The sequence below is a fragment of the Shinella yambaruensis genome (assembly GCF_022899355.1).
GTDB classification, from domain to species: domain Bacteria; phylum Pseudomonadota; class Alphaproteobacteria; order Rhizobiales; family Rhizobiaceae; genus Shinella; species Shinella yambaruensis.
Genome location: NZ_JALJCK010000003.1, coordinates 175983 through 201062 on the forward strand (window position 1 = coordinate 175983; position 25080 = coordinate 201062).

The following is a 25080-nucleotide window of genomic DNA, read 5'->3' on the forward strand; positions in this document are numbered from 1 at the left end:
CCGGCCTCTCCTTCCAGCCTCGAAGACAATCAGGATTTGCCTGTCATGAAAAGGCTTTTCGCGGTCACGCCGAAAGCCGGTTGTCGGTTTGCGCCAGGAAGCGCATCACGTCCGGCCCGGCCACCGGCCCCGAGATCAGATAGCCCTGCGCCTCGGAGGCGCCGCGCTGGCGGATGAAGTCGAGCTGGCCCTCGGATTCGATGCCCTCCACCGTCGTCGTCACCTGGAACGTGCGGCCGAGCTTCAGGATGATGTCGACGAGGTCTGCATCCCGCTTGCTCTCCATCATGGCCCGCGCGAAGGAGCGGTCGATCTTCAGCTGGTCGATCGGGAAGGCGCGCAGGTTGTTGATCGAGGAGAAGCCGATGCCGAAATCGTCGAGCGCCACGCGCACGCCATGGCTGCGCAGCTCCGAAAGGCTTTCCCGGATCACCGTCTCGTCGACCGAGAAGACGGATTCCGTCACCTCGATCGTCAGGCGTCCCGGGGCAAGCCCGGTCTCCATGAGGCATTGCTTGACATAGCCGACGAAGGCGCGGTCCTTGAACTGGTCGCCGACGACATTGATGGCGACGCCCGCCGGTGCCGGCCAGGTCGCCGCCTCGCGGCAGGCCTCGCGCACCACCCAGTTGCCGAGCGGCAGGATGAGCCCGGTCTTTTCCGCCGCCGGAATGAACATGTCGGGCATGATCCGCCCCTTTTCGGGATGCTGCCAGCGCAGCAGCGCCTCGAAGGCGCGCACCGTGCGGCTCTCCACGCCGACGATCGGCTGGTATTCCAGGAAGAACTCGTCGGCACGGATCGCCCGGGCAAGGTCGTGCTCGATGGCGGAACGGGCCTGCACGTCCGCGGCCAGCGCCGCATCGAAGAAGCGGAAGCCGCTGCCGGGCATCGCCTTCGCCTCGTAGAGCGCGAGATCGGCGCGTTTCAGAAGCTCGGACATCGACGTGTCGCCCGCTTCCATGAAGGTCACGCCGATGCTGCAGCCGCTCGTGACCCGGTGGCGCTTCAGTTCGAACGGCTCTGCGAAGAGGTCGCAGATGGTGCGGCAGACATCCTCGATCTTGCCCGCCGAGGGCCGTCCCGCGATCGTCACGACGAATTCGTCGCCGCCGAGCCGGTAGATGCCCGTCGTCGCGCAGAGCGCGCGCCGCAGCCGCCCGGCGATGGCGGCCAGCAGCGCGTCGCCCGCATCGTGGCCGAGGCTGTCGTTGACGAACTTGAAGCGATCGAGGTCGAGCAGCAGCAGAGCCGGCCGGTCCGCCTCCTCGCTCTTCTCGACGACAGCCTGGATGTCGCGCTCGAGGCAGAACCGGTTGGCAAGCCCCGTCAGCCGGTCGTGATGGGCATCGTGCGTCAGCCGCTGCTCGGTCTGCCGGCGCTGGCTGAGCTCGGCGATGAGCAGCGCCTTCGAGCGGCCGATCTGGTAGAAGCCGACGCCGAAGAAGACGGGCATGAGCGCAAGCGCCGTGGCGGTGGGCGCGGAAAAGCCGAAGAGGCTCTCCTGCGCGGTATCCCGCAGGAGTTGGTCGGCGGCAAAGCAGAGGGTCGGAAGGAAGGCTCCGAAAATCGACCCCGTCAGCGCATAGCGCTGCTCGATCCTCGGCAACAAGGTTTTCAACATCATGTAACCCTAAACCGTTGTTATCATGACAACAGGGTGCGTCGGGCCAATGCCGGCCCCACGGATGTTTCTAGCGAACAAAGAATGACAGAGTGTTAAGGGAGCGTTGGCATCCGCCCCCCAAGATTCAAGGGGGTATTTTTCTTCGGAACCATCGCGCCCTTTCCGCGTTGGAGACCTTGTTGTCATTCGTGCGTGGGGCTTCGTGCGAGTATCCGAGTGGGAAGGACCATCAGATGAAATCCATGATTTTCGGTGCCGCCGGCATCCTCGTCAGCGCCGGTGCGCTCCCGGCCTTTGCGGCGGACATGACCATTGCCGAACCGCCGGCGGAAACGCCGATCGTCGAGACGGCGGCCGGCGTCTATGATTGGGGTGGCTTCTATGTCGGCGTGAACGCCGGCTATGCCTGGACGAATCTCAATTCCGGCGGCCCGGCCCCCGCCATAGACAGAAGCCTCGACGATTTCGCGCTCGGCGCCTATGCCGGCTACAACTTCTTCAACGACGGCTGGGTCTACGGTCTTGAAGCCGACATCAAGCACGACTTCAACAACGAGCGCTTCGCCTCGGGCGGCACGCGCTACGAGGCGGAGACGAACTGGGGCGGCTCGGTGCGCGCCCGCCTCGGCTACGCCTTCGACCGCACCCTGATCTACGGCACGGGCGGCTGGGCCTTTACCCGCGCGGAGCTTGAAAACAGCGACACCGGCGTGAAGGAGAAGGACACGGTCCATGGCTGGACGATCGGCGCGGGCGTCGAGCAGGCCTTCACCGAAACGGTGGCGGGCCGCATCGAGTACCGCTACACGGACTACGGCAAGTCCGACATCTTCGATGCCGCCGGCCGGCGGGGCGACCTCGATTCGCATTCGATCATGCTCGGCGTGAGCATGAAGTTCTGACGCAAGCGGTATTCAGCCGCCAAAACCCCTCCCCGTGCTGAACGGTGAGGGGCTTTCGCGCGCGGCTTAACGGCCTGCTAACCATAATTTTACGGAAACATGCGAGTGGTGTTCGATCCGTCTCGCGCGTCCGCCCTTTACGACCCGCCCCGTTCGAGGCAGGATTAGGAAACGCGCAACAACGGGACCCCCATGCGTCGGCTCATTCTGGCTCTGCTGCCCCTCGCCCTTCTTGCTTCGTCCTGTTCCACCACCGACTACGACCTCGTGTCGACCGCCTCCGTGCCGCCGCGCTTCGACGACAAGGACCCGCAGGATTTCGGCGCGCGCAATCCGCATCGCCACGAGGTTCACGGCATCGACGTTTCCAAATGGAACGGAGACATCGACTGGCCGGCAGTGAAGAAGAGCGGCGTCTCCTTCGCCTTCCTGAAGGCGACCGAGGGCACCGACCGTCTCGACAGCCGCTTTGCCGAATACTGGCGCGGCGCGCGCGCGGCCGGCGTCGCCCACGCGCCCTACCATTTCTACTATTTCTGCTCGACGGCGGACGCCCAGGCCGACTGGTTCATCGCCAACGTGCCGAAGGAGGCCGTTCAGCTTCCGCCGGTGCTGGACGCCGAATGGAACCCCGTCTCGCCGACCTGCAAGCTGCGCCCGCCTCCGGACGAGGTGCGCACCGCCCTGCAACGCTTCATGGACCGTATCGAAAAGCACTACGGCAAGCGCCCGATCATCTACACGACGGTCGATTTCCACCGCGACAACCTCGTTGGCCATTTCGAGGCCTATCCCTTCTGGCTGCGCTCGGTGGCGAACCATCCGGAGAACATCTATTCGGCGCGCAAGTGGGCATTCTGGCAATATACTTCGACAGGCGTCGTGCCGGGCATTTCCGGCAATACGGACATCAACGTCTTCGCCGGCTCCGCGAAGAACTGGAACAGCTGGATGAAGACGGTTTCCCGCTGACCGCACCATGGTTCCGTGGCGACCTCGGCGCCTCGCGGCGCCGTGAAGGCACAATCGCGTGAAAAGGGCGACGGCGCGCCGCGGCCGCCGTTTTCTTCTTGCTTCCGTCACATTCATCTGAGACAGCCGGGCCAGCAACGGACCAAGGAGCATTCGAGATGCGGCTAAACCTGAAGACGAAACTTGCAGCAGGCCTCGCGGCCCTTCTTCTCGCCGGCAGCGCGCACGCCCAATCGACGGCGGCCTGCGGCGGCGACTTCAATGCCTTCCTTCAGGGCGTGAAGGCCGAGGCGCTGGCACGCGGCGTTCCGGCCGATGTCGCCGACCGGGCGCTTGCCGGCGCCGCCATCGACCAGAAGGTGCTGTCGCGCGACCGCGCCCAGGGCGTCTTCCGCCAGACCTTCCTCGAATTCTCCAAGCGCACGGTCAGCCAGTCGCGCCTCGATATCGGCCGCAAGAAGCTGAAGGACCTCGCTCCGGTCTTCCAGCGCGCCGAGCAGGAATTCGGCGTGCCGGGACCGATCATCGCCGCCTTCTGGGCGATGGAAACCGATTTCGGCGCCGTGCAGGGCGATTTCAACACCCGCAACGCGCTGGTGACGCTCTCGCACGACTGCCGCCGGCCGGAGCTCTTCCGCCCGCAGCTTCTCGCCGCCATCGAGATGGTCGGCCATGGCGACCTCGACCCGAACGGCACCACGGGCGCCTGGGCCGGCGAGATCGGCCAGGTGCAGATGCTGCCGAAGGACATCATCGAATTCGGCGTCGACGGCGACGGCGACAACCATATCAACGTCAAGCAGTCCTCGCCGGACGCCATCCTGACGGCCGCCAAGTTCATCCAGCACCTCGGCTTCGTGAAGGGCCAGCCCTGGATCCAGGAAGTCTCCGTGCCCGATGTGCTGCCCTTCGAGAAGACCGGCCTGCAGCCGGGCATGAAGGCGGCCGACTGGTTCGCCCTCGGCGTCAAGCCGCGCGACGGCGACACCTCCTTCGGCAACCTGGAAGCCTCGCTGGTGCTGCCGCAGGGCCGCAAGGGCCCGGCCTTCATCACCTACCCCAACTTCAAGATCTATCTCGAATGGAACCAGTCGTTCATCTACACGACGTCGGCGGCCTATTTCGCGACCCGCCTTGCCGGCGCCCCGCCCTATGAGCGCGGCACCCCGGAGGAAGGCCTTTCCGAGGACAGCATGAAGCAGCTGCAGACCAAGCTGCAGGGCCTCGGCCACGACGTCGGCAAGATCGACGGCATCCTCGGCTCCGGCACGCGCGCCGCGATCCAGAAGGAACAGCTGCGCCTCGGCCTGCCCGCCGACGGCTGGGCGACCCAGGCCCTGCTGTCCGCCCTGTGACGGAAATCGGGTGGCGCCGCGCAAACGCGGTGCTATAGGCATGAAGAGACCCAGAGCGGCAGCCCGGTTTCGGCCGGGCTGCCGCTCTGTCTTTCTGCCCGTGCGCCAGGCCGGCAGACGGCAGCGTGCCAGGGAGAGAGCAATGGAACAGCCGGTATCGGTATCAGCAACGCGCATGAGCGCACGCACCTGGGGCCTGCTCGCCCTGCTCGGCATGATCTGGGGCGGTTCCTTCTTCTTTGCCCGCGTCGCCGTCGCCCATGTTCCTCCGGCCACCCTCGTGCTCCTGCGCGTCGGCATCGCCGCGCTTGCGCTGCATGTCTATATTGCCGGCCGGTTCGATATCTACGCGACGCTGCGCGCCCGCTGGCGAGCGTTCCTGCTGCTCGGCCTCATCAACAATGCCGTGCCGCACATGCTGATCTTCCTCGGCCAGACGCAGATCGGCGCCGGCCTTGCCTCCATCCTCAACGCGACGACGCCGATCTTCACCGTGCTCATCGCCAACCGGTTCACGCTGGACGAAAAGCTCTCCTCGCAAAAGATCGCCGGCTGCCTGATCGGCCTCGTCGGCACGGCGGTGCTGATCGGCCCGCGCGCGCTCGCGCCCTTCACCGGCGACAGCGGCCCGCCGCTCTGGTCCGTCGTCCTGCCCGTGCTTGCCGCCGCCTCCTATGGCCTTGCGGCAACCTACGGCAAGCGCTTCCGCGACGTCGCGGCGCCCGTCACCGCCGCCGGCCAGCTCACCGCCTCGACGCTGCTGATGCTGCCCGTCTCCTTCGCCCTCGATACGCCCTGGCAGATTCCCCTGCCCCCGCTGCCGGCCATCCTCGCCGTCCTGGCGCTGGCGCTGGTCTCGACGGCCTACGGCTACATCCTGTTCTTCCGAATCATGGCGGCCGCCGGCGCGACCAATACCTCGCTCGTCACGCTGCTCGTGCCGCCGAGCGCCATCCTCGCCGGCATGCTCTTCCTCGGCGAGACCCTGACGCCGCTCGGCATGCTCGGCATGGCCCTGGTGCTCCTCGGCCTCGTGGTGCTCGACGGACGCCTTTTCGCCCGTTTCCGCACCGCCTGAAAACTGCGGGAACAAAGCGCATTCCCGGCCGTTTCATGGCAATCCGCCGGAACGGCCGCCCGACTTGCGCCACATTGGTAAATGCACAATGTCGGCATTCGTCATCCGGTAGGGATTGTGAATTTTTTGTGGCGGCCACGATAAAGGAGAAAATTCAGCAGGTTAGCATTGTGAATAAGGGCTCGGCGAATGCCGGATGTTGCAACGCAGCAACAAAACGCCTTTCCAATACGCTTTTTTAGGTCGTAATATCGATCCGCAAACGCAAGGAGGTAGCCATGGGACTCACACATTCCTTGAATGTTCTGATGATCAGTGCAGCGTTCCTCTTCATCGCAACGATGATCTTCATCTGAGGCGATCAAAGCGCAGTCCGGGAGGCCAGGGACGAAAAAACCAAAAAGACCCTGCCGAAACGAATTCAAGAAGGATGCATGGCCCGGAGACGGCGCCATGCATTTTCATTTCAGCGATCGGTTCTGTCGGGCGGGACCGGCGGTCAGGCCGCCGCCCCGGCCGCATGGCGCGCGTTCCGGGCAAAGCCGGCGCGGTCGCAGACCGCCGAGACGAGCGTGGCGCGGTTCATCGTATAGAAATGGAACTCGCCGACACCCCGGGCGATGAGGTCCTCCACCTGGCGGGCGGCGAGGTCGATCGCCACGGCCGCGCGCTCCTGCGGCCGGTCGTCGATGGGCGCCAGCCGGTCGGCCAGCCAGCCCGGCACGGATGCCCCGCAGAGGCCGGCGAATTTCTGCACCTGGGCGAGGTTGTGCACCGGCAGGATGCCCGGCACGACCGGGATCGCGATGCCGGCCTTGCGCACGCGCTCCAGGTAGCGCTCGAAATCGTCGTTCTCGAAGAAGAACTGGGTGAGCGCGCGCGTCGCGCCGGCATCCACCTTGCGCTTGAGCATGTCGATGTCGGCGGCAACATCCGGGCTCTGCGGATGTTTTTCCGGATAGGCGGACACGGAGATCTCAAAATCGGCAAGGCCGCGCAGGCCGGCGGTCAGCTCCGCCGCATTGGCATAGCCGCCAGGATGCGGCTGGTAGGGCGTGCCGACGCCGCCCGGCGGGTCGCCGCGCAGCGCCACGAAATGCCTGACGCCGACCGCCTGGAACTCGGCGACGACGGCGTGCACCTCCTCCTTCGTCGCGCCCACGCAGGTCAGGTGCGAGGCCGCCGGCAGGCCCATCGAGAGGAGATGGCGGACGGTGGCGAGCGTCGGCGCCTTGGTGGAGCCGCCGGCGCCGTAGGTCACCGACATGAAACCCGGCTCATAGGCCGAGAGCGCGGCGGCCGTCTCCCACAGCTGGCCTTCGGCCTCCGCCGATTTCGGCGGGAAGAATTCGAAAGACAGGCGGATGTCCTTGCGGGCTGGGCTGGCGGTCGCCGGTTTCATGTCAACTCCTCCTGCGGATGGCAATGGTGTCGGCCGCCCGTTCGCGCTGGTCGCGGGCAAGCCAGATGGTGACGGTCAGCGCATCGGCGGCCGAATGCGCGGGCTTGAGGTCGACGATCTCCTCGACGGCAAGCCCTGCCTTCTCCAGCCATTCGGCGAGCGTCTGGTGCGAGAAGCCGAGGCGGATATGGGCATGCTCGTCGCGCAGATGTTCGAGCGCGTGCGGGGCAAGGTCGATGATGGCAAGGCGCCCGCCGGGGGCGAGCATGCGCGCGGCCTCCGCCACCGCGGCCTCCGGCTCGTCTAGGAAGTGCAGCACCTGATGGATCGTCACGACGTCGAACTCGTCGCGCTCCAGCGGCAGGTTGAAGATATCGCCGTGGCGGATCGACGCCTTGGTGACGCCGGCCCGGTCGAGATTGGCGCGCGCGACCGCCAGCATGTCTCGGCTGGCATCGACGCCGACGCCGCGCCTGTAGAGCCCTTCGAACAGCTGCAGGATGCGCCCCGTGCCCGTGCCGAGATCGAGGAAGGCGTCCACCGGCTCCGCGCCGATCATCGCGGCGAGCTTCGCCTCCACCTCCGCCTCGCTGACATGCAGCCGGCGCACCGCGTCCCATTCCGCGGCGTTGCGGCTGAAATAGGCCTGCGCCTTGTCGGCGCGGATCTTCTTCAGCACCCGCAGCCGCTCGTCATCACGCGCGAAAACCGCATCCGCCGGATCGGCGGCCTCGAGGAGCTGGCGGACGAGCGCCACGGCCGATCCGCCCTGGCTCAGCCGGAAGAAGGCCCAGGCGCCCTCCTGGTAGCGATCGACCAGCGCGGCCTCGGCGAGCAGCTTCAGGTGGCGCGAGATGCGCGGCTGGGACTGGCCGAGGATATCGGTCAGGTCGGTCACGGTCAGGTCACCATGCGAAAGCAGCGCGAGAAGGCGAAGGCGCGTCGGCTCGCCCGCCGCCTTCAGGATCTCCACGATGTCGTCCAGTCCGAGTTTCTGCGTGTCGCCCATGGCTTATCCAATCAAGACATAAAGATATGTTTATGTGATTAACCCGTGTCGCGCAAGGGCAAATCCGTGTCGCCGATCTTCCCACCGATACGCCCAAAGAAAAACCCCGGCGAACCGGGGTTTCTCAAAGGGCGGGACGCGGCGCCGATCAGCGCGTCAGGCGCTTGTAGGTCACCCGCTTCGGGTTGACGGCATCCGCGCCGAGGCGGCGGATCTTGTCCTTCTCGTAGTCCTCGAAGTTGCCCTCGAACCATTCGACGTGGCTGTCGCCCTCGAAGGCGAGGATGTGGGTCGCCAGGCGGTCGAGGAACATGCGGTCGTGCGAGATGATGACGGCGCAGCCGGCGAAGTTTTCCAGCGCGTCTTCCAGCGCCCCCAGCGTTTCGGTGTCGAGGTCGTTGGTCGGTTCGTCGAGCAGGATGACATTGCCGCCGGCCTTCAGCATCTTGGCGAGGTGCACGCGGTTGCGCTGGCCGCCCGAGAGCGTGCCGACCTTCTGCTGCTGGTCGCCGCCCTTGAAGTTGAAGGCGCCGCAATAGGCGCGGCTGTTCATCTCGTGCTTGCCGAGCTTGATGATGTCGTTGCCGCCGGAGATCTCCTCCCAGACGGTCTTGTCGCCGGCGAGCGCATCGCGGCTCTGGTCGACATAACCGAGATCGACCGTCTCGCCGACGGTGATCGAGCCCGAATCCGGCTGCTCCTGGCCGGTGATCATGCGGAAGAGCGTCGTCTTGCCGGCGCCGTTCGGGCCGATGACGCCGACGATGCCGCCGGGCGGCAGCTTGAAGGTCAGGTTCTCGATCAGCACGCGGTCGCCATAGGACTTGGTGAGGTTCTCCGCCTCGATGACCACGTTGCCGAGGCGCTCGCCGACCGGGATGACGATCTGCGCGTCGCCGGGGCGGCGCTCGGCCGCGGCCTGCACCAGTTCGTCATAGGCGCGGATACGGGCCTTGGACTTGGCCTGGCGGGCCTTCGGCGAGGAGGCGATCCATTCCTGCTCGCGGGCGAGCGCCTTCTGGCGGGTCGCCTCTTCGCGGCCTTCCTGCTGCATGCGCTTGGCCTTGGCCTGCAGGTAGGCGGAATAGTTGCCCTCGTAGGGGATGCCGCGGCCGCGGTCGAGCTCGAGGATCCAGCCGGTGACATTGTCGAGGAAGTAGCGGTCGTGCGTGATCATCAGCACGGAGCCCGGATATTCGCGCAGGTGCTTTTCGAGCCAGGCGATCGTCTCGGCGTCGAGGTGGTTGGTCGGTTCGTCGAGCAGCAGCAGGTCCGGCTGGGCGAGCAGCAGCTTGCAGAGCGCGACGCGACGCTTTTCACCGCCCGAGAGATTGTCGACCGAGGCGTCGCCCGGCGGGCAGCGCAGCGCGTCCATCGCCATCTCGACCTGGCTTTCGAGGTCCCAGAGGTTCTGGCTGTCGATGATGTCCTGGAGCTTCGCGCCCTCTTCCGCCGTCTCGTCGGAATAGTTCATCATCAGTTCGTTGTAGCGGTCGAGGATCGCCTTCTTCGGGGCGACGCCCTCCATGACGTTCTCGAGCACGGTCTTGGACGCATCGAGCTGCGGCTCCTGCGGCAGGTAGCCGAGGGTCGCGCCGTCGGCAAGCCAGGCCTCGCCGGTGAACTCCTTGTCGAGGCCGGCCATGATGCGCAGCACGGTCGACTTGCCGGCGCCGTTCGGGCCGAGAATGCCGATCTTGGCGTCCGGATAGAACGACAGATGGATGTTCTCGAGGATCTTCTTGTTGCCATAGGCCTTGTTGAGCCCAGACATGTGGTAGATGAACTGACGTGCCATGAAAACGCGCTCCGGATCGGACAAATTTGCCCGCTATGTAGGCGAATTCTCCGCCCGCGGCAATCTGAGAAAGCCGCATCGCGCCCCGGGGCGGAAACACCGCCCCGCATCGCCGTGACACCCTCCGCGGCAGCAGAGCAGTCCAGGTCGGCGCGGCATCGCCCGTCCGTCGCCCCTACCCCGCCTGCCCCGCGCCCGTTGCCCCCTCGGTGCAGCGGGACTTCGTCGGCGAGGCCGCGGCGATGCGGTCCGCGAGCGTCGGCGCGTCGCCGGCAAGGCCGATGGTGAGGCCGGTCACGACAGGCCCGCCGTCCGTCTTGCGGCAGATGAGGCGCACCCGCTCGCCGGCCCCCGCCCCGAAGGCGGCGTCGAAGGCGGCGCGGACTTCGGCAAGGGTGATCGCCGCCCCCGCCTTCTGCGTGAAGAGCGCGCGCACCGGCGAGGCGTTGAGCGCGTCGAGCAGGTCGAGCGAACGGCTGTAGTAGACCTCCGGCGAGGCGGCGACGCAGCTGCCGCTGCGCAGCCATTGCTGGCGGTCGAGGCCGAGGCGCGCGGCGGGCATCGCGACCATCAGGCGCGCCTTCGTGCCGGAAGCGAGCACGATATCCGGCAGCTCCGTCCACTTGCCCTTGCGCGCCTGCTGCTTGAGGCCCGCCTCGACGCCGCAATAGCTCTTGCGCAGCTGGAAGCGGCTGAGCAGCGAGAACTGCCTTGCGGCCGGCGCGTCCACGGAGAAATCCGCGCAGCCGCGGCTTTTCGGCCGGGCGGCGCAGTAGCCCGCCTGCCAGCCGACGGATAGGACCTCGCGCGCGCCGCCGCCCGCCGGCGCCGTCTGCGCGGCGGCGGGACGCGAACCGGCAGCCAGCGTGAGACACGCGAGAAGCAACGGCAGGACGGCAAGGAAAAGGACGGCTTTGAAAATCAGTGCGGCATTGGTCGTCATGACCGGCTCCCCCAACGAGAACAAAACGAGATCATTTACAACCAAAGATCCGGAAAATGCAACCATGAATCGGAAAAAACGCGACATGCGCGAGGAAATCGAAAAATACACGCCGCATCCCATTGTCTTTCAACCGCAAATCGCGTTGACCTTGCCAGAACGGGAGGGCCGAAACGGGAGGATGGACCGGTGTTTTCACAGGTTTCGACGCTGCAAAGCCCGAGCGGGGCGAGCCTTGCGCTGCGGCACGAGGCTGCCCGGGGCGTTCCCCGCGGCATCCTGCTGATCAGCCACGGCCTTGCCGAGCACAGCGCGCGATATGCGGCCTTCGCCGCGCGCCTGGCGGCAGAGGGGTTCCATGTCTATGCCCACGACCATCGCGGCCACGGCTTCACCAGCGCGCCGGATGCCCCGCGCGGCCAGTTCTCGCCGAAGGGCGGCATCGGCCGGGTGATCGCGGACATGCGCGCCGTGCGCGACCATGCGGCGGCACGGCATTCCGGCCTTCCGGTCGTGCTCTTCGGCCACTCGATGGGCGGGCTCATGGCGCTCGCCTTTGCCGAGGCACACCCCGGCGATATCGACGCGCTCGCCGTGTGGAATTCCAATCTCGAACCCGGGCTTGCCGGGCGCGTGGCGCAGGCCGTGCTGGCGGTAGAACGCATGCTGAAGGGATCGGACGTGCCGAGCGGCGTGCTGCCGCGCCTGACCTTCGGGGCCTGGGGCCGCTCCATCGCGAACCGCCGCACGGATTTCGACTGGCTGTCGCACGACCCGGCCGAGGTGGACGCCTATATCGCCGATCCCCGCTGCGGCTTCGACGTCAATGTCGCGATGTGGATCGACATCTTCGCCGTCACCTTCGCCAATGCCTCGGCACAAGGGCTTGCGCGCCTGCCGAGGCGGCTGCCGATCCATCTCGTCGGCGGCGAGGAGGACCCGGCGACGGATTTCGGCCGCGCGGTGCACGCCTTTGCCGGGCGACTGAAAAAATCGCGGCTTGAGGACGTCACGACAACCGTCTATCGCGGCATGCGTCACGAAACGCTCAAGGAGAGCCGGCCGCTCCGCGATCCCGCTGTCGACGCCTTTGCCGGCTGGTGCCGGCGGGTGGCCGACGCATGGACCCGCGCCCCGGAACACGCATGACCACATCCGCCACCATCGCCCCGCTGCGCAACGAGGTCGGCCTCGGGCTCCTGCTCATGGTGCTCTCGGTGCTCATCTCGCCGATCATCGATATCTTCGCCAAGCTCGCGGTCACGTCGGTCCCCGCGACCGAGATCACCTTCGTGCGCCTGCTCTTCCAGATGACCGTGCTGGGGCCGATCTGTCTCCTGCGCGGCACGCTTTTGGACGTGACCTTCCGGAAGATGGGCCTGCATGCCGCCCGCGGCCTGCTGATGGCCATCACCATGATCACCTTCGTCACGCCGCTCGCCGTCATGGAAGTGGCCGATGCCATCGCCATCTTCTTCGTCGAGCCGATCATCCTGACCATCCTCGGCTCGATCTTCCTGAAGGAGACCATCGGCTGGCGGCGCTACACGGCCTGCGGCGTCGGTTTCCTCGGCTCGCTGCTGGTCATCCAGCCGAGCCTGCAGGAGGTCGGCCCCATCGCGCTGCTGCCGGTCGTGGCGGCCTTCTCGCTCGCGCTGTTCTTCCTCCTCACCCGGCTCGTCGCCCAGAAGGAGGATCCCTGGTCCATGCAGTTCTATGCCGGCCTCTGGGGCGCGCTGTTCTCCGGCCTGCTGCTTCTAGCCGGCGGCAGGCTCGGCATCGCCATGCTCACGCCCGTCGTGCCGGACATGGCGAACACGCTCTACATCGCCGGCGCCGCCGTCGCCGCCACCATTGCCGGCGTGCTCGGCGTCTATGCCTATCGCTCGGCGCCCGCCTCCACGCTCGCCCCGCTGCAATATCTGGAGATCGTCTCGGCGACGATCCTCGGCTGGTTCGTGTTCGGCCATCTGCCGGATGCCGTGAAATGGCTCGGCATCGCCATCATCATCGCCTCCGGCCTCTATGTCATCTGGCGCGAACGCAAGCTCAACAAGACGGCGACGATACCGCCCGTCTCCACGCCGATCTGACGCCGCCCGGCCGCGCAAAACGGCGCGGCAGGCATCATGTCAGTCTGAGCCGTCATGATCTCCCCGCGGGCGCCGGCTATCGTGCCCGGCAGCTTTTTGTTATCCAAAGGGAAACGGGCGAAAGGCCCGGCGTCCGGCCGCGTTCCGGCGCCGCCGGGAAGGGAGTGCACGATGGAGAAGTCGAACCTGCCGCTATCCGGCATAAGGGTCATCGAGCTGGCGCGGGTCCTCGCCGGGCCCTGGGCCGGGCAGATGCTGGCCGACATGGGCGCCGACGTCATCAAGATCGAGAATCCCGACGGCGGCGACGACACCCGCGCCTGGGGCCCGCCCTTCGTGACCGGCAAGGACGGCGAGAACCTCTCGGCCGCCTATTACCACTCCACCAACCGCGGCAAGCGCTCGATTACCGTCGACCTCAAGACCGAGGAAGGCCGCGCCGTCGTCCACCGCCTCATCGCGACGGCCGACGTGGTCATCGAGAACTTCAAGGTCGGCGGCCTCGTCAAGTACGGGCTCGATTACCAGAGCCTCGCCAAGGCGCATCCGAAACTCGTCTACTGCTCGATCACCGGCTTCGGCCAGGACGGCCCCTATGCCGCCCGCGCCGGCTACGACTATATCGTGCAGGGCATGTCCGGCTTCATGTCGGTGACGGGCGCGCCGGACGGCGAGCCGATGAAGGCGGGCGTCGCCATCGCCGATATCTTCACCGGCATCTATGCCGTCGCCGCCATCCAGGGCGCGCTCATCCATGTCATGAAGACCGGCCGGGGCCAGCATGTCGACATGGCGCTGCTCGACGTGCAGTCGGCCGTCATGGCGAACCAGAACATGAACTTCCTTGCCTCCGGCAATGCGCCGACGCGGCTCGGCAACGCGCATCCGAACATCTCGCCCTACGAGGTGGTGCCGACGTCCGACGGGCACATCATCCTCGCCGTCGGCAATGACGGACAGTTCCGCAAGCTCTGCGGCATCCTGAAGCTCGAGGGCGTCGCCGACGACGAGCGCTTTGCCACCAACCGGGCGCGCGTCGCCCATCGCGGCGAGGTGCGCCGCCTCGTCACCGGGGCGACCGCCGGTGTCAGCAAGGCCGAGCTTCTCGCCGCCTGCGAGCGCGAGGGCGTGCCGGCCGGGCCGATCAATTCCATCGCCGAGACCTTCGCGGACCCGCAGGTGAAGGCGCGGGGCCTGCGCATCGACCTGCCGGATGCCGACGGCAACCGCATTCCCGGCGTGCGCACGCCGATCGTCTATTCGGGCACGCCCCTTGTCTATGACCGGCCGAGCCCGCGGCTTGGCGAACATACCGACGCCGTGATGGCGGAACTCGATGTCCTCGAAGCAGGAAAGAAAAGCGCATGAAGACCGGTGGCCAGTTGATCGTCGATGCTCTCGTTGCCAACGGCGTCAGGCGCGTCGCCTGCGTGCCGGGCGAAAGCTACCTCGCGGTGCTCGATGCGCTGCACGATACCGATATCGACGTGCTCGTCTGCCGCCAGGAAGGCGGCGCGGCGATGATGGCGGATTGCTGGGGCCGGCTGACGGGCGGGCCCGGCATCTGCATGGTCACGCGCGGGCCCGGCGCCACCAATGCCTCGGCGGGCCTGCACATCGCGCGGCAGGATTCGATCCCGATGATCCTCTTCATCGGCCAGGTGCAGCGCGATGCGCGCGAGCGCGAGGCCTTCCAGGAGGTGGAATACCGCCGCGCCTTCACCGAGGTCGCCAAATGGGTGGCGGAAATCGACGACGCCCGCCGCATTCCCGAATTCGTCACCCGCGCCTTTGCCGTCGCCACCTCCGGCCGTCCGGGCCCGGTGGTGCTGGCGCTGCCCGAGGACATGCTGACGGACACGGTCGAGACGGTCGAGGCGAAGGCCTATGCGCCGGTCGAGGCCCATCCCGGCCGCAGGCAGGTGGAGGAGCTGGCAGGCCGCCTTGAAGCCGCCGAGCGCCCGCTCGTCATCCTCGGCGGCACGCGCTGGTCGGAGGAGAGCGTCGCCGGCTTCACGGCCTTCGCGGAGCGCTGGTCGCTGCCGGTCGCCTGTTCCTTCCGCCGCCAGATGCTGTTCGATCACCGGCACCCGAACTATGCCGGCGACAGCGGCATCGGCGTCAACCCGGCGCTCGGCAGGGAGATCCGCGAGGCGGACCTCGTCGTCCTCCTCGGCGGGCGCTATTCGGAAATGCCGTCCTCGACCTACAGCCTGCTCAAGGTGCCCTACCCGCAGCAGACGCTGGTGCATGTCTATCCGGATCCGTCCGAGCTCGGCCGCGTCTACCGGCCTGACCTTGCGATCTGCGCCGCGCCGGAGGATTTCGTCGCCGCGCTCGACGGCCTCGCGCCGAAGGCAGCCCCGCGCTGGGCCGCGCGCACCGCCGCCATGCACGAATCCTACCTGAAATGGTCGACCCCGCCGGAAACCGGCCCGGGCGGCGTGCAGATGGGCCCGATCATGGCCTGGCTGGAGGAAAACACGCCGGAGGACACGATCTTCACCAACGGCGCCGGCAACTATGCCACCTGGGTGCATCGCTTCCACCGCTTCCGCCGCTTTGCGACGCAGGCCGCCCCCACCTCCGGCTCGATGGGCTACGGCCTGCCGGCCGCGGTTGCCGCCAAGCAGCTCTTCCCGGGGCGTGAGGTCATCTGCTTTGCCGGCGACGGCTGCTTCATGATGCACGGCCAGGAATTCGCCACCGCCGTGCGCTACAACCTTCCGATCATCACCGTCGTCGTCAACAATGGCATCTACGGCACGATCCGCATGCACCAGGAGCGGGAATATCCCGGCCGCGTCAGCGCCACGGACCTCACCAACCCGGATTTCGCCGCGCTCGCCCGCGCCTATGGCGGCCATGGCGAGACGGTGGAGGTGACGGAGGACTTCGCGCCCGCCTTCCTGCGCGCCCGCTTGAGCGGCAAGCCGGCGATCATCGAGGTGAAGCTCGACCCGGAAGCGATTACCCCGACGCGCACGCTCTCGGATATCCGCAGCGGGACGTGATGTTTTTAAGGGCGTGAAAGCCCCTCATCCCGCTGCCGCGACCTTCTCCCCGCAAGCGGGGAGAAGGCGGATGGGGCGATGCCTCGCCTTCCAAAATACCGCCGATGCTTTGGGAAACCGTTGCGGCATTCCCCTTCGCCCCGCTTGCGGGGAGAAGGTGCCGGCGGGCGGATGAGGGGCCAGGCCCTCAGCCGCGGATATGCTGCGTCTGCTCGTAGATCTTCGTCGAGCGCATGCCGGAGCGGCAATAGCCGAGCATCGGACGCGGCAGTTCGTCGAGCGCGTCGACCATGCCGTGCACGGCCTCGGCCGTCACGCCCATCGGGCCGACCGGCACATGGGCGACCTCGATGCCGAGCTCCTTCGCGCGCGCCGCGATGACGGAGAATTCCGGCTGGTCGGGCTGCTCGTGGTCCGGGCGGTGGCAGACGATGGATTTGAAGCCCAGGGCGGCGATGGCGTCGAGATCCTCGACGGCGATCTGGCCGGAGACGGAATATTCGTCGTTGATCTCGCGGATATCCATGGGCGGTTCCTTCTAGAAAACAGGGGTGCTCACCGTTTAAGCCCGCGCCGCGGGAGCGTCAATCACGCAAAATCTATAGCAATTCCCGAAAAGGCGCGAAGCGTGCCGCCCCCGGGACGAAAGAACGCCGCCTCTTCGTTCGAAAGCGCACAAGTATCCTAGCGGACCTCGAAGGCAAGGCCGTAGCCGACGCTTTCGCCGGGCGCGAAATCGGCGGCCTCGCCGGCGGCGATCAGCTCGGCGCGCGGCACGAGCCGGTGCGAGACGGGCTCGATGCCGAGCACCGCCGAGCCGGGCGACAGGTTCCGCCAGACCTGGAGATGCGGCAGCGTATCCGTGCGAAAGCGGATATGGACGCTGCGACCGCCGAGCGCCGCGATCGGGCCGATGGCGATCTCTGCCCAGCCGTGCGTCGCCGTTTCGGCCGCCGGCACGCAGAAGATCTCGCGGTCGCCCTCGCCGAAGCGCCACGGCAGGCTGCCGCCGGGCAGCATCGCCCCGGTCAGCCGCGTATCCGCATCGAAGAGGCCGGTGCCGAAATTGATGTGATACATGCCGAAGGGCGGCCAGGACGTGTCGCCCGTATTGGTGACGCGGTCGTCGAGCGTGATGTGGCCCGTGCGTCGGTCGGCCCGCCAGCGGCGCGCGAGGTCGGCCTTGCCGCCATGGGCGAGCGAAACGGCGACGCGCCCCTCGCAGACCACCTCCCCCTCGTCCTCCTCGATCAGCACGTCCCGTGCCGGCGAGGAGGAGAACGAGCCGTGCAGCGGATAGAGCCGCCCGTCGGCCGCGCCCTCGACCGGCACCGGATGGCGGATGTGATCCGGCCCGCAGGTGAACAGGAAGCCGGGCAGCGCCTTGTCGATGCGCGGATCGCCATCCGACGGCACAGCCGCCCCCGGCGCGAGATCGACGCCATGGAAGACGGCGCCGGCGACATCGAGCACCGATTGCGGCGTCAGGTCGAGGCGGAAGGACTGGTCGGGCGTTTGGGCGGTAAGGGAAAAGGTCATCCGGGACTCCGGCAAGGGGCAATCGAACGGCGGCATGCTAGAGCAATTCCCGCAGAAGTGCGACGCGGTTTTGCGTCCGGAACCGCAGAAAAACAAAAGGATAGCGTGTTTTTTGCAAACCGGCGGAAAACGCGAAACGCTCCACGGCAGGGCGGCGGAACATTACGCCTGGCAAGGCTCGTCTCTCATCGCTCCAAGGGAACCATCACGGCAGGTCACAAGTTTTTGCAATACGCGTTGACCTTACGTTCACCATCGATTCAGTTTTTTCATATTAAGGTCTGAATTGAAGTGTTCCGTCCGCGCGATATGTGCAAGCAGGCAGGTCAAGAGCCGTGAATTCTATTTTTAAAACAAGCCTTTCGCTCCTTGCAGCGGCTTCCGTCCTGGGAATCGCCGCCCTGCCGGCACATGCCCAGCAGCGTTTCTCCGCGCGCGACACGGTCCTGGTCTCGCCGGAAGGCGATATCCTCGACTATGTTCCGGACGACGGCAGCGTGCGCGCGATGCGCGACGACCGCGGCCGCACCGTCTATGTCGACGGCTGGGGCAACATCGTCGCCACCGCCATGCAGGCCGACCGCTACTTCGCCCGCGGCGACGATTATCGCCCGCGCCGTGACCGCTACCGCGAGATGCGCGGCTATCCGGAAGCGAACCCCGACTATTTCCCGCCGGCGCCCGAGGCCGACTATGGCGATGAACTGACGACGAGTTCCGTACCGGAAATGCGCGAAGGCCTGCCGGGCAGCATCGAGCGCCAGCCCCTGCCGGATGCCGATTTCGGCGGCTCGCAGGCCCTGCCCGATTTCTCCGACGACAGTGCGGCCCTGCCGGAAAACGGCACCGATCCCGATGCGGAGTTCGTGCCCGGCCCGAAATTCGACCCGGCGATCGCGATCGGCAAGGTGTCGTCCGCCGAGATCACCGCGCTTCAGGTCTTCCTCGACCGCGAGGGCTTTTCGCCGGGCGTGATCGACGGCAAGAAGGGCTCGAACGTCACCAAGGCGATCGAGGCCTGGCAGCAGGCGACGGGCGAGACGCTCGACCCGAACAATGCCGACGACATCCTGGAGCGGCTGCGCCTGTCCGGCGGCCTTGCCTTCACCACCTACGAGATCACCGCCGCCGACGCGGCCGGCCCCTATGTCGCCGCCATCCCCGACGACTATGCCCAGAAGGCGGCGCTGCCGCATCTCTCCTTCACCTCGACCACCGAGATGCTGGCCGAGAAGTTCCACATGGACGAGGCCTATCTGAAGGAGATCAATCCAGGCGTCGATTTCACCATTCCCGGCACGATCATCAAGGTCGTCGACACGGGCGAGAGGAAGACCGGCAAGGTCGCCAAGATCCTCGCCGACAAGGGCCGCAAGCAGGTGCTCGCCTATGACGAGAACGGCACGCTGATCGCCGCCTATCCGGCCAGCATCGGTTCGGCCGACACGCCCTCGCCGTCCGGCACGGTCACGGTCGAGCGCATCGCGCTCAATCCGGGCTATACCTACAATCCGAAGATCAATTTCCAGCAGGGCAACAACAACAAGGTGCTGACCCTGCAGCCCGGCCCGAACGGTCCGGTCGGCACGGTCTGGATCGCGCTGTCGAAGCCGACCTACGGCATCCACGGCACGCCGGAACCCTCGAAGATCGGCAAGACCCAGAGCCACGGCTGCATTCGCCTGACCAACTGGGACGCAACGGAGCTCGCCAAGATGACCAGCGCCGGCGTGACGGTCGAATTCGTCGACTGACGAATGGGGGTAGCCCCTCATCCGGCTGCCGCCACCTTCTCCCCGCAAGCGGGGAGAAGGGATATGCCGCGCCGGCTTCCTCGCTCAATGACCGCTTGTAGGTAAGCCTCTCCCGCTTGCCAGTAATCGGATATGAATGAACCGTTGCTCCATCCCCTTCTCCCCGCTTGCGGGGAGAAGGTGCCGGCAGGCGGATGAGGGGCAGCCCGCCGGCAGAGAAGGCCAGCGGTCAAGCCGCCCGCACATACCCCGATCCCTGGGCCGGGCGGGCCGCGCCGCTAGTGCGGAAGGCGCTGAGCTGGGCGGCGATGGAGGCGGCCTCCTGCGTCAGCGCCTGGCTGGCAGCATTGGCCTGCTCGACCATCGCGGCGTTCTGCTGGGTGATCTGGTCCATGGCATTGACCGCCTGGTTGACCGCCTGCAGGCCCGTCGCCTGTTCCGCCGTGCTGGCACGGATGGTGTTGAAGACGGCGCTGACCTCCACGACCTGGGTGACGATCTGGCGCAGCGACTGGGCGACCTCGCCCACCGAGCGCACGCCGTCCTCGACCTGGCCATGCGACCTGGCGATGAGGTTCTGGATGTCCTTCGCCGCATCGGCGCAGCGCTGGGCGAGCGCCCGCACTTCCGAGGCGACGACGGCAAAGCCGCGCCCCGCCTCGCCGGCCCGCGCCGCCTCGATGCCGGCGTTGAGCGCCAGCAGATTGGTCTGGAAGGCGATCTCGTCGATCACCTCGATGATGTTGGCGATGGCCGAGGAGGAGGCCTGGATCTCGCCCATGGCGAGGATCGCGTGCTCCACGATTTCGCCGCCGCGCTGCGCATTGTCGCGCGCCGCCATGACGAGGGCGTTCGCCTCGTCGGCGTTCTGGGCGGTCTGGCGCACGGTGGTGGTCACCTGCTCGACGGCGGCGGCGGTCTCCTCCAGGTTCGCGGCCTGCCGCTCCGTGCGCTTGGCGAGGTCGTCGGAGGCCGCCGCGATCTCCTGCGCGCTGAGATGGATGGAGCCCGCGCCGGCGCCGATATTGCCGATCGCCTGCGAGAGCGTGGAAATGGCGTGGTTGAAATCCTCGCGCAGCGCCTCGTAGGCCTCCGGCAGCGGGCCGGTGATGCGCGCGGTGAGGTCGCCGTCGGAAATGCGCTTCAGCGCGGCGCCGAAACTGTCGCTGACGATCTTGCGCTCCTCGGCGACGACCTGCGCCTGCACCGCCTGCTGCTTGGCGAGATCCGACATGTCGTTGTAGACGGAGATGGAGAGGTCCATGTCGAGGAACATGGCCTTGAGCAGGCTGGAGAAGCGCGCCGCAAACTCCTCCGGCCCGATTTCCTGGCGGGCAAAGAGCCCCTGCTTCGGCCAGAGCGATTTCACCGCCTCCGTCAGGAGATGCTCGACGATCAGCGCATAGCCGCCAATATACCAGCGCGGCTCCAGGCCGATGCGCGCATGCACATGGCCGATCGTCTGCACCTTGGACGCGTAGTCGCCGGTGAAATCGCCGGCCGCGATGTTCGCCCAGTGCCCGAGCTGGGCATTCTTCGCCCGATTCATGTGGGCGTCGTTGGAGAAGAGGTGGTTCACCTCCGGGCTCTTGCGCACGATCGCATAGAACTTGTCCAGCGCCGGGCCGAGCTCCTTCTCGATGAAGGGTTTGAGCGTGCGGAGCCGCCTCAGCGCTGCCTCGTCGAGGCCGAGATAGTCCAGACGGCGCGCGATGTCGTGGTTCTGGCTGGCGGTCTGCGGGGCTGGCTTCATTCCGGGGGTATCCTGGCAACTCGAGAAAACGGGGAAAGCAGCGGAAAATCGGGGCAACGGCGCCGGGCGGCACCGCGTCTTGCCCGTAACCCTTCATGGGTCCCCGCGGCGGCGCATCGCCGGCGAGGTCGCTTTCTAACGCGATATCATTAGGTTAAGCGTGGTAAATTGTTCATTACCGGCATGGCGTTGCGGCGCGAAAAACGGCTGCGCCCTTTGTCGCAGCCGTTCTTGTCAATCGTCAATCCGGAAGGCTCAGGCCGCCCGCTGCAGCGTGCGGAAGAAGCCGCGTTCGGTGGCGATGCGCTTGCGCACCGGCAGCAGGCGCAGGACCTCGTCGGCAAAAAGGCGCGCATTCTCGCAGGCCTTGTCGAGATTGCTCACCCTGGCCGCATCCATCGTATAGAGCGTGCCGCCGCAATCGAAGATGTCGCGGAAGGCGGTGCGCTCGCCGATCGGCGTGTCGAGCACCGCAACGCCGCGGGCGGCGAGCAGCGCCTTGATGGCGCTCATCGCGCGGGTCGTCACCAGCGAATTCATGCGGGTGAGCACGACCGAATGGTTGATGCGGATGCCCGCCTTCTCGTCGAGCTGCTTCAGGAGCTCGAGGATATGCGCCGCCCCGCGCGCATCCATGGCACAGCCCTGCACCGGGATCATCACATGGTCGGACAGGCCGATAGCCGTGGCGACCAGCGCGTCGCGCGCGCCGGCGAGGTCGATGATGAAATAGTCGGTCGTATCGCGGTTCTCCCGGATATGGCACTGGATGGAAGCCATGGTGACTTCCGAGATGACGGCGATGTTGCACTGGCGGCCGGAAACCTCGTGCCAGTGGCTGATCCAGCGCTGCGGGTCCGCATCGAGGATGGTGATGCGATGGCCCCGGCTTGCAAGCTCGGTGGCAAGGATCAGCGCCGCAGTGGTCTTGCCCGCGCCGCCCTTGGCATTGGCAAATGTGATGACTGGCATGTCTTTCCTCATGAATGCTGCGAGCTTTCTCATCGCTCTCGTCAGGCGGCCCGGTGAGAATGGCGCCCGCTTGCTCAAACCTTTCAAAACATGGTTAACGAAATGGAAACATGCGCATGGCGAAGATTAACGAGAACGGCGCCGGACTTTCACCTTCTCAGGCAAAAGGCCCGGAAAACCGTGGTTTTCCAGGCCCCTGTCATTTGTTAACGGCAAGAATTCAGATGCACTCGACGAAGAGGCGCTTGGCCGCGTCCAGCGTCAGCTCCACCGGGTTGCCGCCGGCCGTCGGATCGACGATCGCCATGGCGGCCATCTCGTCGATCCGGTCCGTGCCGACGCCGAGCGCCGACAGCTTGTCCGGCACGCCGAGCTCCTCGCGCAGGCGCAGCACATAGTCGAAGAAACCGTCGAAGCCGCCGGATATGCCGAGATAGGCGGCGGCGCCGGCGATCTTCGCCTCGATGGCCGGGCGGTTGAAGGTCAGGACCGGCGGCATGACGACGGCATTGGTCATGCCGTGGTGCGTGTTGTAGATGGCGCCGACCGGATGCGACAGCGAATGGATCGCGCCGAGGCCCTTCTGGAAGGCGACGGCGCCCATGGCGGCCGCCGACATCATGTTGGCACGGGCCTCGATATCGGTCCCGTCCTTGTAGGCGCGCGGCAGGAATTCCTTGACGAGGCGCATGCCCTCCAGCGCGATGCCCTGGCTCATCGGGTGGTAGAACGGCGACGAATAGGCTTCGAGGCAATGGGCGAAGGCGTCCATGCCAGTGCCCGAGGTGATGACCTTCGGCATGCCCACCGTCAGCTCCGGATCGCAGATCGTCACCGAGGGCAGGAACTTCGGATGGAAGATCACCTTCTTGGTGTGCGTCTCGGAATTGGTGATGACAGAGGCGCGGCCGACTTCCGAGCCGGTGCCGGCCGTCGTCGGCACGGCGACGATCGGCGCGATGCCGTCGGAATTGGCGCGGGTCCACCAGTCGCCGATATCCTCGAAATCCCAGACCGGCCGCGTCTGGCCGGACATGAAGGCGACGGCCTTGCCGAGGTCGAGGCCGGAGCCGCCGCCGAAGGCGACGACCCCGTCATGGCCGCCGTCGCGGAACGCCTTGACGCCGGCTTCGAGGTTCCTGTCGGTCGGGTTCGGATCGACCTCGGCGAACATCGCCCGGCCGAGGCCGGCGGCGTCGAGAATGTCGAGCGCTTCCTTCGTGATCGCCATGGTCGAAAGGCCGCGGTCGGTGACGAGCAGCGGCTTCTTCATGCCCACGGCCTTGCAGTGGTCGGCGAGTTCCTTGATGCGGCCGGCCCCGAACTTGATCGCGGTCGGGTAGCTCCAGTTGGCGGTGATGGTCATGCTCTTCAAGCTTTCCTGAAATGGTAGGATTTCGGTCTCGTGAGGTTGTGGAAGCCGATGACGGAGAGCGAGCCGCCGCGGCCCGTTTCCTTGACGCCGGTCCAGCAGAGCGCCGGGTCGAGATAGTCGGCACGGTTCATGAAGACGGTGCCGGTCTCAAGGTCCCGGGCGATGTTTGCGGCGCGATCGGCGTCCTTCGTCCAGAGCGAGACGGTGAGGCCATACTTGCAGTCGTTCATCAGGGCGAGCGCTTCTTCATCGCTCTTGACCTTCATGATGCCAACGGCCGGGCCGAACGTCTCTTCCGTCATGAATTCCATCGAATGGTCGACATCGACGAGGATCTGCGGGGCGACATACGCGCCGCCGTCATCGGCCGGGAAGAGTTTTGGATCGACCAGAGCCTTCGCGCCCTTCGCGACCGCATCGGCGATCTGCGAGCGCACGGTGGCGGCGAAGCGCTTGTGTGCCATCGGGCCGAGGGTGGTTTCCGGATCGAGCGGGTTGCCGAGCTTGTAATTGGACACCCAGGCGACGGATTTTTCCACGAAGGCGTCGTAGAGCTTCTCGTTGACGTAGATGCGCTCGATGCCGCAGCAGCACTGGCCGGAATTGTAGGTCGCGCCGTCCATCAGCGTGTCGACGGCGGCGTCGAGGTCGGCGTCTTCCATGACGTAACCCGGATCCTTGCCGCCGAGTTCGAGGCCGACCGGCGTGAAGGTGCCGGCCGCCGCGCGCTCGATCGACCGGCCGCCTTCGACCGAACCGGTGAAGTTGACGAAGTCGAACGCGTTGCCGGCGATCAGCGCCGAGGTCGTGTCATGGTCGAGGAAGACGTTCTGGAAGACATCCTCCGGCACGCCCGCCTCGTTGAAGGCGCGCACCAGCCGCTCGCCGACGAGCAGCGTCTGGGCGGCGTGCTTGATGATGACGACATTGCCGGCCATCAGCGCCGGCGCGACCGTGTTGATCGCGGTCATGTAAGGGTAGTTCCACGGCGCGATGACGAAGACGACGCCATGCGGCTCGCGCTCGATGCGGCGCTCGAAACGCTCGCTGTTCTCGATGACGATCGGCGCCAGCGAGGAGCCGGCGATCTCGGCGACGTAGTTGGAGCGCTCGTTGAAGCCCTTGAACTCGCCGCCGTAGCGGACCGGGCGGCCCATCTGCCAGGCGATTTCCGGCACGATCTCGTCGGCCATCTCGTTGACGCGGGCAACGCCCTTGAGGACGAGCTGGACGCGCTCTTCGAGCGGGCGCCTGGCCCAGGCCTTCTGCGCCTTCTTCGCGCGGGCGACAGCCTCTTGCGCGGCCGCCAGCGGCATCGCCTCGCGCTCGGCATAGACCGAGCCGTCGACGGGGGATATGCATTTGATCACAGTCATGATCGACTTCCTGTTGGTTCTATTCGGAATTTCAGTTCTGGCGTTCCGGTTGCCCCTCATCCGGCCTGCCGGCCACCTTCTCCCCGCAAGCAGGGAGAAGGAAATATGCCGTGCCGTT

The 25080-nt window shown here is 66.4% G+C and carries 20 protein-coding genes; 9 read left to right on the forward strand and 11 right to left on the reverse strand.

Annotated features, from left to right (window positions below):
* Positions 1–64: 64 nt before the first annotated feature.
* On the reverse strand, positions 65–1624 hold the full coding sequence (locus MUU56_RS08080) for a putative bifunctional diguanylate cyclase/phosphodiesterase (protein ID WP_244766803.1): 1560 nt from the start codon (positions 1622–1624) through the stop codon (positions 65–67).
* Between the two features lie 236 nt (positions 1625–1860).
* On the opposite strand from MUU56_RS08080, the gene MUU56_RS08085 reads away from it, so the two are divergent.
* The 4 genes from MUU56_RS08085 to MUU56_RS08100 all read left to right on the forward strand — a co-directional run bounded on the left by MUU56_RS08085 (position 1861) and on the right by MUU56_RS08100 (position 5934).
* Positions 1861–2529: an outer membrane protein gene (locus MUU56_RS08085; protein ID WP_244766804.1), complete on the forward strand. Its 669-nt coding sequence runs from the start codon at positions 1861–1863 to the stop codon at positions 2527–2529.
* 192 nt (positions 2530–2721) lie between these two features.
* Entirely contained in the window at positions 2722–3501 is a 780-nt protein-coding gene (locus MUU56_RS08090; protein WP_244766805.1) for a glycoside hydrolase family 25 protein, read from the forward strand.
* Positions 3502–3659: 158 nt separating this feature from the next.
* On the forward strand, positions 3660–4856 hold the full coding sequence (locus tag MUU56_RS08095; protein ID WP_244766806.1) for a lytic murein transglycosylase: 1197 nt from the start codon (positions 3660–3662) through the stop codon (positions 4854–4856).
* A gap of 142 nt (positions 4857–4998) precedes the next feature.
* Positions 4999–5934, forward strand: coding sequence for a DMT family transporter (locus MUU56_RS08100; RefSeq protein ID WP_398431802.1), 936 nt, complete (start codon positions 4999–5001; stop codon positions 5932–5934).
* A 499-nt stretch (positions 5935–6433) separates the two neighbouring features.
* On the opposite strand, the gene metF is transcribed toward MUU56_RS08100, so the two are convergent.
* The 4 genes from metF to MUU56_RS08120 all read right to left on the reverse strand — a co-directional run bounded on the left by metF (position 6434) and on the right by MUU56_RS08120 (position 11086).
* The gene (gene metF, locus MUU56_RS08105; protein WP_244766808.1) at positions 6434–7336 is read right to left on the reverse strand and encodes a methylenetetrahydrofolate reductase [NAD(P)H]; all 903 of its coding nucleotides are present in this window, start codon (positions 7334–7336) and stop codon (positions 6434–6436) included.
* Position 7337: 1 nt separating this feature from the next.
* Positions 7338–8345 carry an ArsR/SmtB family transcription factor gene (locus MUU56_RS08110; protein WP_244766809.1) on the reverse strand — a complete coding sequence of 336 codons (1008 nt, stop codon included), beginning with the start codon at positions 8343–8345 and terminating at the stop codon, positions 7338–7340.
* A 148-nt stretch (positions 8346–8493) separates the two neighbouring features.
* Entirely contained in the window at positions 8494–10143 is a 1650-nt protein-coding gene (gene ettA, locus MUU56_RS08115; protein ID WP_244766810.1) for an energy-dependent translational throttle protein EttA, read from the reverse strand.
* Between the two features lie 175 nt (positions 10144–10318).
* Positions 10319–11086: a ribonuclease T2 family protein gene (locus MUU56_RS08120; protein ID WP_244766811.1), complete on the reverse strand. Its 768-nt coding sequence runs from the start codon at positions 11084–11086 to the stop codon at positions 10319–10321.
* 189 nt (positions 11087–11275) lie between these two features.
* Here MUU56_RS08120 and MUU56_RS08125 point away from each other — a divergent pair, with 189 nt between their 5' ends.
* The 4 genes from MUU56_RS08125 to MUU56_RS08140 all read left to right on the forward strand — a co-directional run bounded on the left by MUU56_RS08125 (position 11276) and on the right by MUU56_RS08140 (position 16193).
* Positions 11276–12235, forward strand: coding sequence for an alpha/beta fold hydrolase (locus tag MUU56_RS08125; protein ID WP_244766812.1), 960 nt, complete (start codon positions 11276–11278; stop codon positions 12233–12235).
* On the forward strand, positions 12232–13179 hold the full coding sequence (locus MUU56_RS08130; RefSeq protein WP_064330590.1) for a DMT family transporter: 948 nt from the start codon (positions 12232–12234) through the stop codon (positions 13177–13179). The genes MUU56_RS08125 and MUU56_RS08130 overlap by 4 nt, the downstream gene beginning before the upstream one ends.
* Before the next feature lie 171 nt (positions 13180–13350).
* Positions 13351–14547: a succinate--glutarate CoA-transferase gene (gene caiB / locus MUU56_RS08135; protein WP_244766813.1), complete on the forward strand. Its 1197-nt coding sequence runs from the start codon at positions 13351–13353 to the stop codon at positions 14545–14547.
* Positions 14544–16193 carry a thiamine pyrophosphate-binding protein gene (locus MUU56_RS08140; RefSeq protein ID WP_244766814.1) on the forward strand — a complete coding sequence of 550 codons (1650 nt, stop codon included), beginning with the start codon at positions 14544–14546 and terminating at the stop codon, positions 16191–16193. Before caiB ends, MUU56_RS08140 begins: the two co-directional genes overlap by 4 nt.
* A gap of 187 nt (positions 16194–16380) precedes the next feature.
* Here the strand turns inward: MUU56_RS08140 and MUU56_RS08145 are convergent, their stop codons facing one another.
* Both MUU56_RS08145 and MUU56_RS08150 read right to left on the reverse strand, forming a co-directional pair.
* A complete protein-coding gene (locus tag MUU56_RS08145) occupies positions 16381–16719 on the reverse strand; it encodes a protein tyrosine phosphatase family protein (protein ID WP_064330593.1) in 339 nt (112 codons plus the stop codon).
* A gap of 158 nt (positions 16720–16877) precedes the next feature.
* Positions 16878–17732: a DUF4432 family protein gene (locus MUU56_RS08150; RefSeq protein ID WP_244766815.1), complete on the reverse strand. Its 855-nt coding sequence runs from the start codon at positions 17730–17732 to the stop codon at positions 16878–16880.
* 335 nt (positions 17733–18067) lie between these two features.
* On the opposite strand from MUU56_RS08150, the gene MUU56_RS08155 reads away from it, so the two are divergent.
* Entirely contained in the window at positions 18068–19486 is a 1419-nt protein-coding gene (locus tag MUU56_RS08155; RefSeq protein ID WP_244766816.1) for a L,D-transpeptidase family protein, read from the forward strand.
* Between the two features lie 229 nt (positions 19487–19715).
* On the opposite strand, the gene MUU56_RS08160 is transcribed toward MUU56_RS08155, so the two are convergent.
* The 4 genes from MUU56_RS08160 to MUU56_RS08175 all read right to left on the reverse strand — a co-directional run bounded on the left by MUU56_RS08160 (position 19716) and on the right by MUU56_RS08175 (position 24962).
* Positions 19716–21239: a globin-coupled sensor protein gene (locus MUU56_RS08160; protein ID WP_244766817.1), complete on the reverse strand. Its 1524-nt coding sequence runs from the start codon at positions 21237–21239 to the stop codon at positions 19716–19718.
* A 255-nt stretch (positions 21240–21494) separates the two neighbouring features.
* Positions 21495–22211, reverse strand: a complete 717-nt coding sequence (locus MUU56_RS08165) for a ParA family protein (RefSeq protein ID WP_244766818.1) — start codon at positions 22209–22211, stop codon at positions 21495–21497.
* 220 nt (positions 22212–22431) lie between these two features.
* Positions 22432–23577, reverse strand: a complete 1146-nt coding sequence (locus MUU56_RS08170) for an iron-containing alcohol dehydrogenase (protein WP_244766819.1) — start codon at positions 23575–23577, stop codon at positions 22432–22434.
* A gap of 5 nt (positions 23578–23582) precedes the next feature.
* On the reverse strand, positions 23583–24962 hold the full coding sequence (locus MUU56_RS08175) for an aldehyde dehydrogenase family protein (protein WP_244766820.1): 1380 nt from the start codon (positions 24960–24962) through the stop codon (positions 23583–23585).
* Between the last annotated feature and the right edge of the window lie 118 nt (positions 24963–25080).

Bases quoted from the DNA above. Each gene is read 5' to 3' on its own strand.
- MUU56_RS08120 (WP_244766811.1), bottom strand. From the start codon at position 11,086: ATGACGACCAATGCCGCACTGATTTTCAAAGCCGTCCTTTTCCTTGCC.
- MUU56_RS08110 (WP_244766809.1), bottom strand. From the start codon at position 8,345: ATGGGCGACACGCAGAAACTCGGACTGGACGACATCGTGGAGATCCTG.
- MUU56_RS08150 (WP_244766815.1), bottom strand. From the start codon at position 17,732: ATGACCTTTTCCCTTACCGCCCAAACGCCCGACCAGTCCTTCCGCCTC.
- MUU56_RS08080 (WP_244766803.1), bottom strand. From the start codon at position 1,624: ATGTTGAAAACCTTGTTGCCGAGGATCGAGCAGCGCTATGCGCTGACG.
- MUU56_RS08085 (WP_244766804.1), top strand. From the start codon at position 1,861: ATGAAATCCATGATTTTCGGTGCCGCCGGCATCCTCGTCAGCGCCGGT.
- metF (WP_244766808.1), bottom strand. From the start codon at position 7,336: ATGAAACCGGCGACCGCCAGCCCAGCCCGCAAGGACATCCGCCTGTCT.
- ettA (WP_244766810.1), bottom strand. From the start codon at position 10,143: ATGGCACGTCAGTTCATCTACCACATGTCTGGGCTCAACAAGGCCTAT.
- MUU56_RS08175 (WP_244766820.1), bottom strand. From the start codon at position 24,962: ATGACTGTGATCAAATGCATATCCCCCGTCGACGGCTCGGTCTATGCC.
- MUU56_RS08090 (WP_244766805.1), top strand. From the start codon at position 2,722: ATGCGTCGGCTCATTCTGGCTCTGCTGCCCCTCGCCCTTCTTGCTTCG.
- MUU56_RS08145 (WP_064330593.1), bottom strand. From the start codon at position 16,719: ATGGATATCCGCGAGATCAACGACGAATATTCCGTCTCCGGCCAGATC.
- MUU56_RS08165 (WP_244766818.1), bottom strand. From the start codon at position 22,211: ATGCCAGTCATCACATTTGCCAATGCCAAGGGCGGCGCGGGCAAGACC.
- MUU56_RS08160 (WP_244766817.1), bottom strand. From the start codon at position 21,239: ATGAAGCCAGCCCCGCAGACCGCCAGCCAGAACCACGACATCGCGCGC.
- MUU56_RS08100 (WP_398431802.1), top strand. From the start codon at position 4,999: ATGGAACAGCCGGTATCGGTATCAGCAACGCGCATGAGCGCACGCACC.
- caiB (WP_244766813.1), top strand. From the start codon at position 13,351: ATGGAGAAGTCGAACCTGCCGCTATCCGGCATAAGGGTCATCGAGCTG.
- MUU56_RS08130 (WP_064330590.1), top strand. From the start codon at position 12,232: ATGACCACATCCGCCACCATCGCCCCGCTGCGCAACGAGGTCGGCCTC.
- MUU56_RS08140 (WP_244766814.1), top strand. From the start codon at position 14,544: ATGAAGACCGGTGGCCAGTTGATCGTCGATGCTCTCGTTGCCAACGGC.
- MUU56_RS08170 (WP_244766819.1), bottom strand. From the start codon at position 23,577: ATGACCATCACCGCCAACTGGAGCTACCCGACCGCGATCAAGTTCGGG.
- MUU56_RS08095 (WP_244766806.1), top strand. From the start codon at position 3,660: ATGCGGCTAAACCTGAAGACGAAACTTGCAGCAGGCCTCGCGGCCCTT.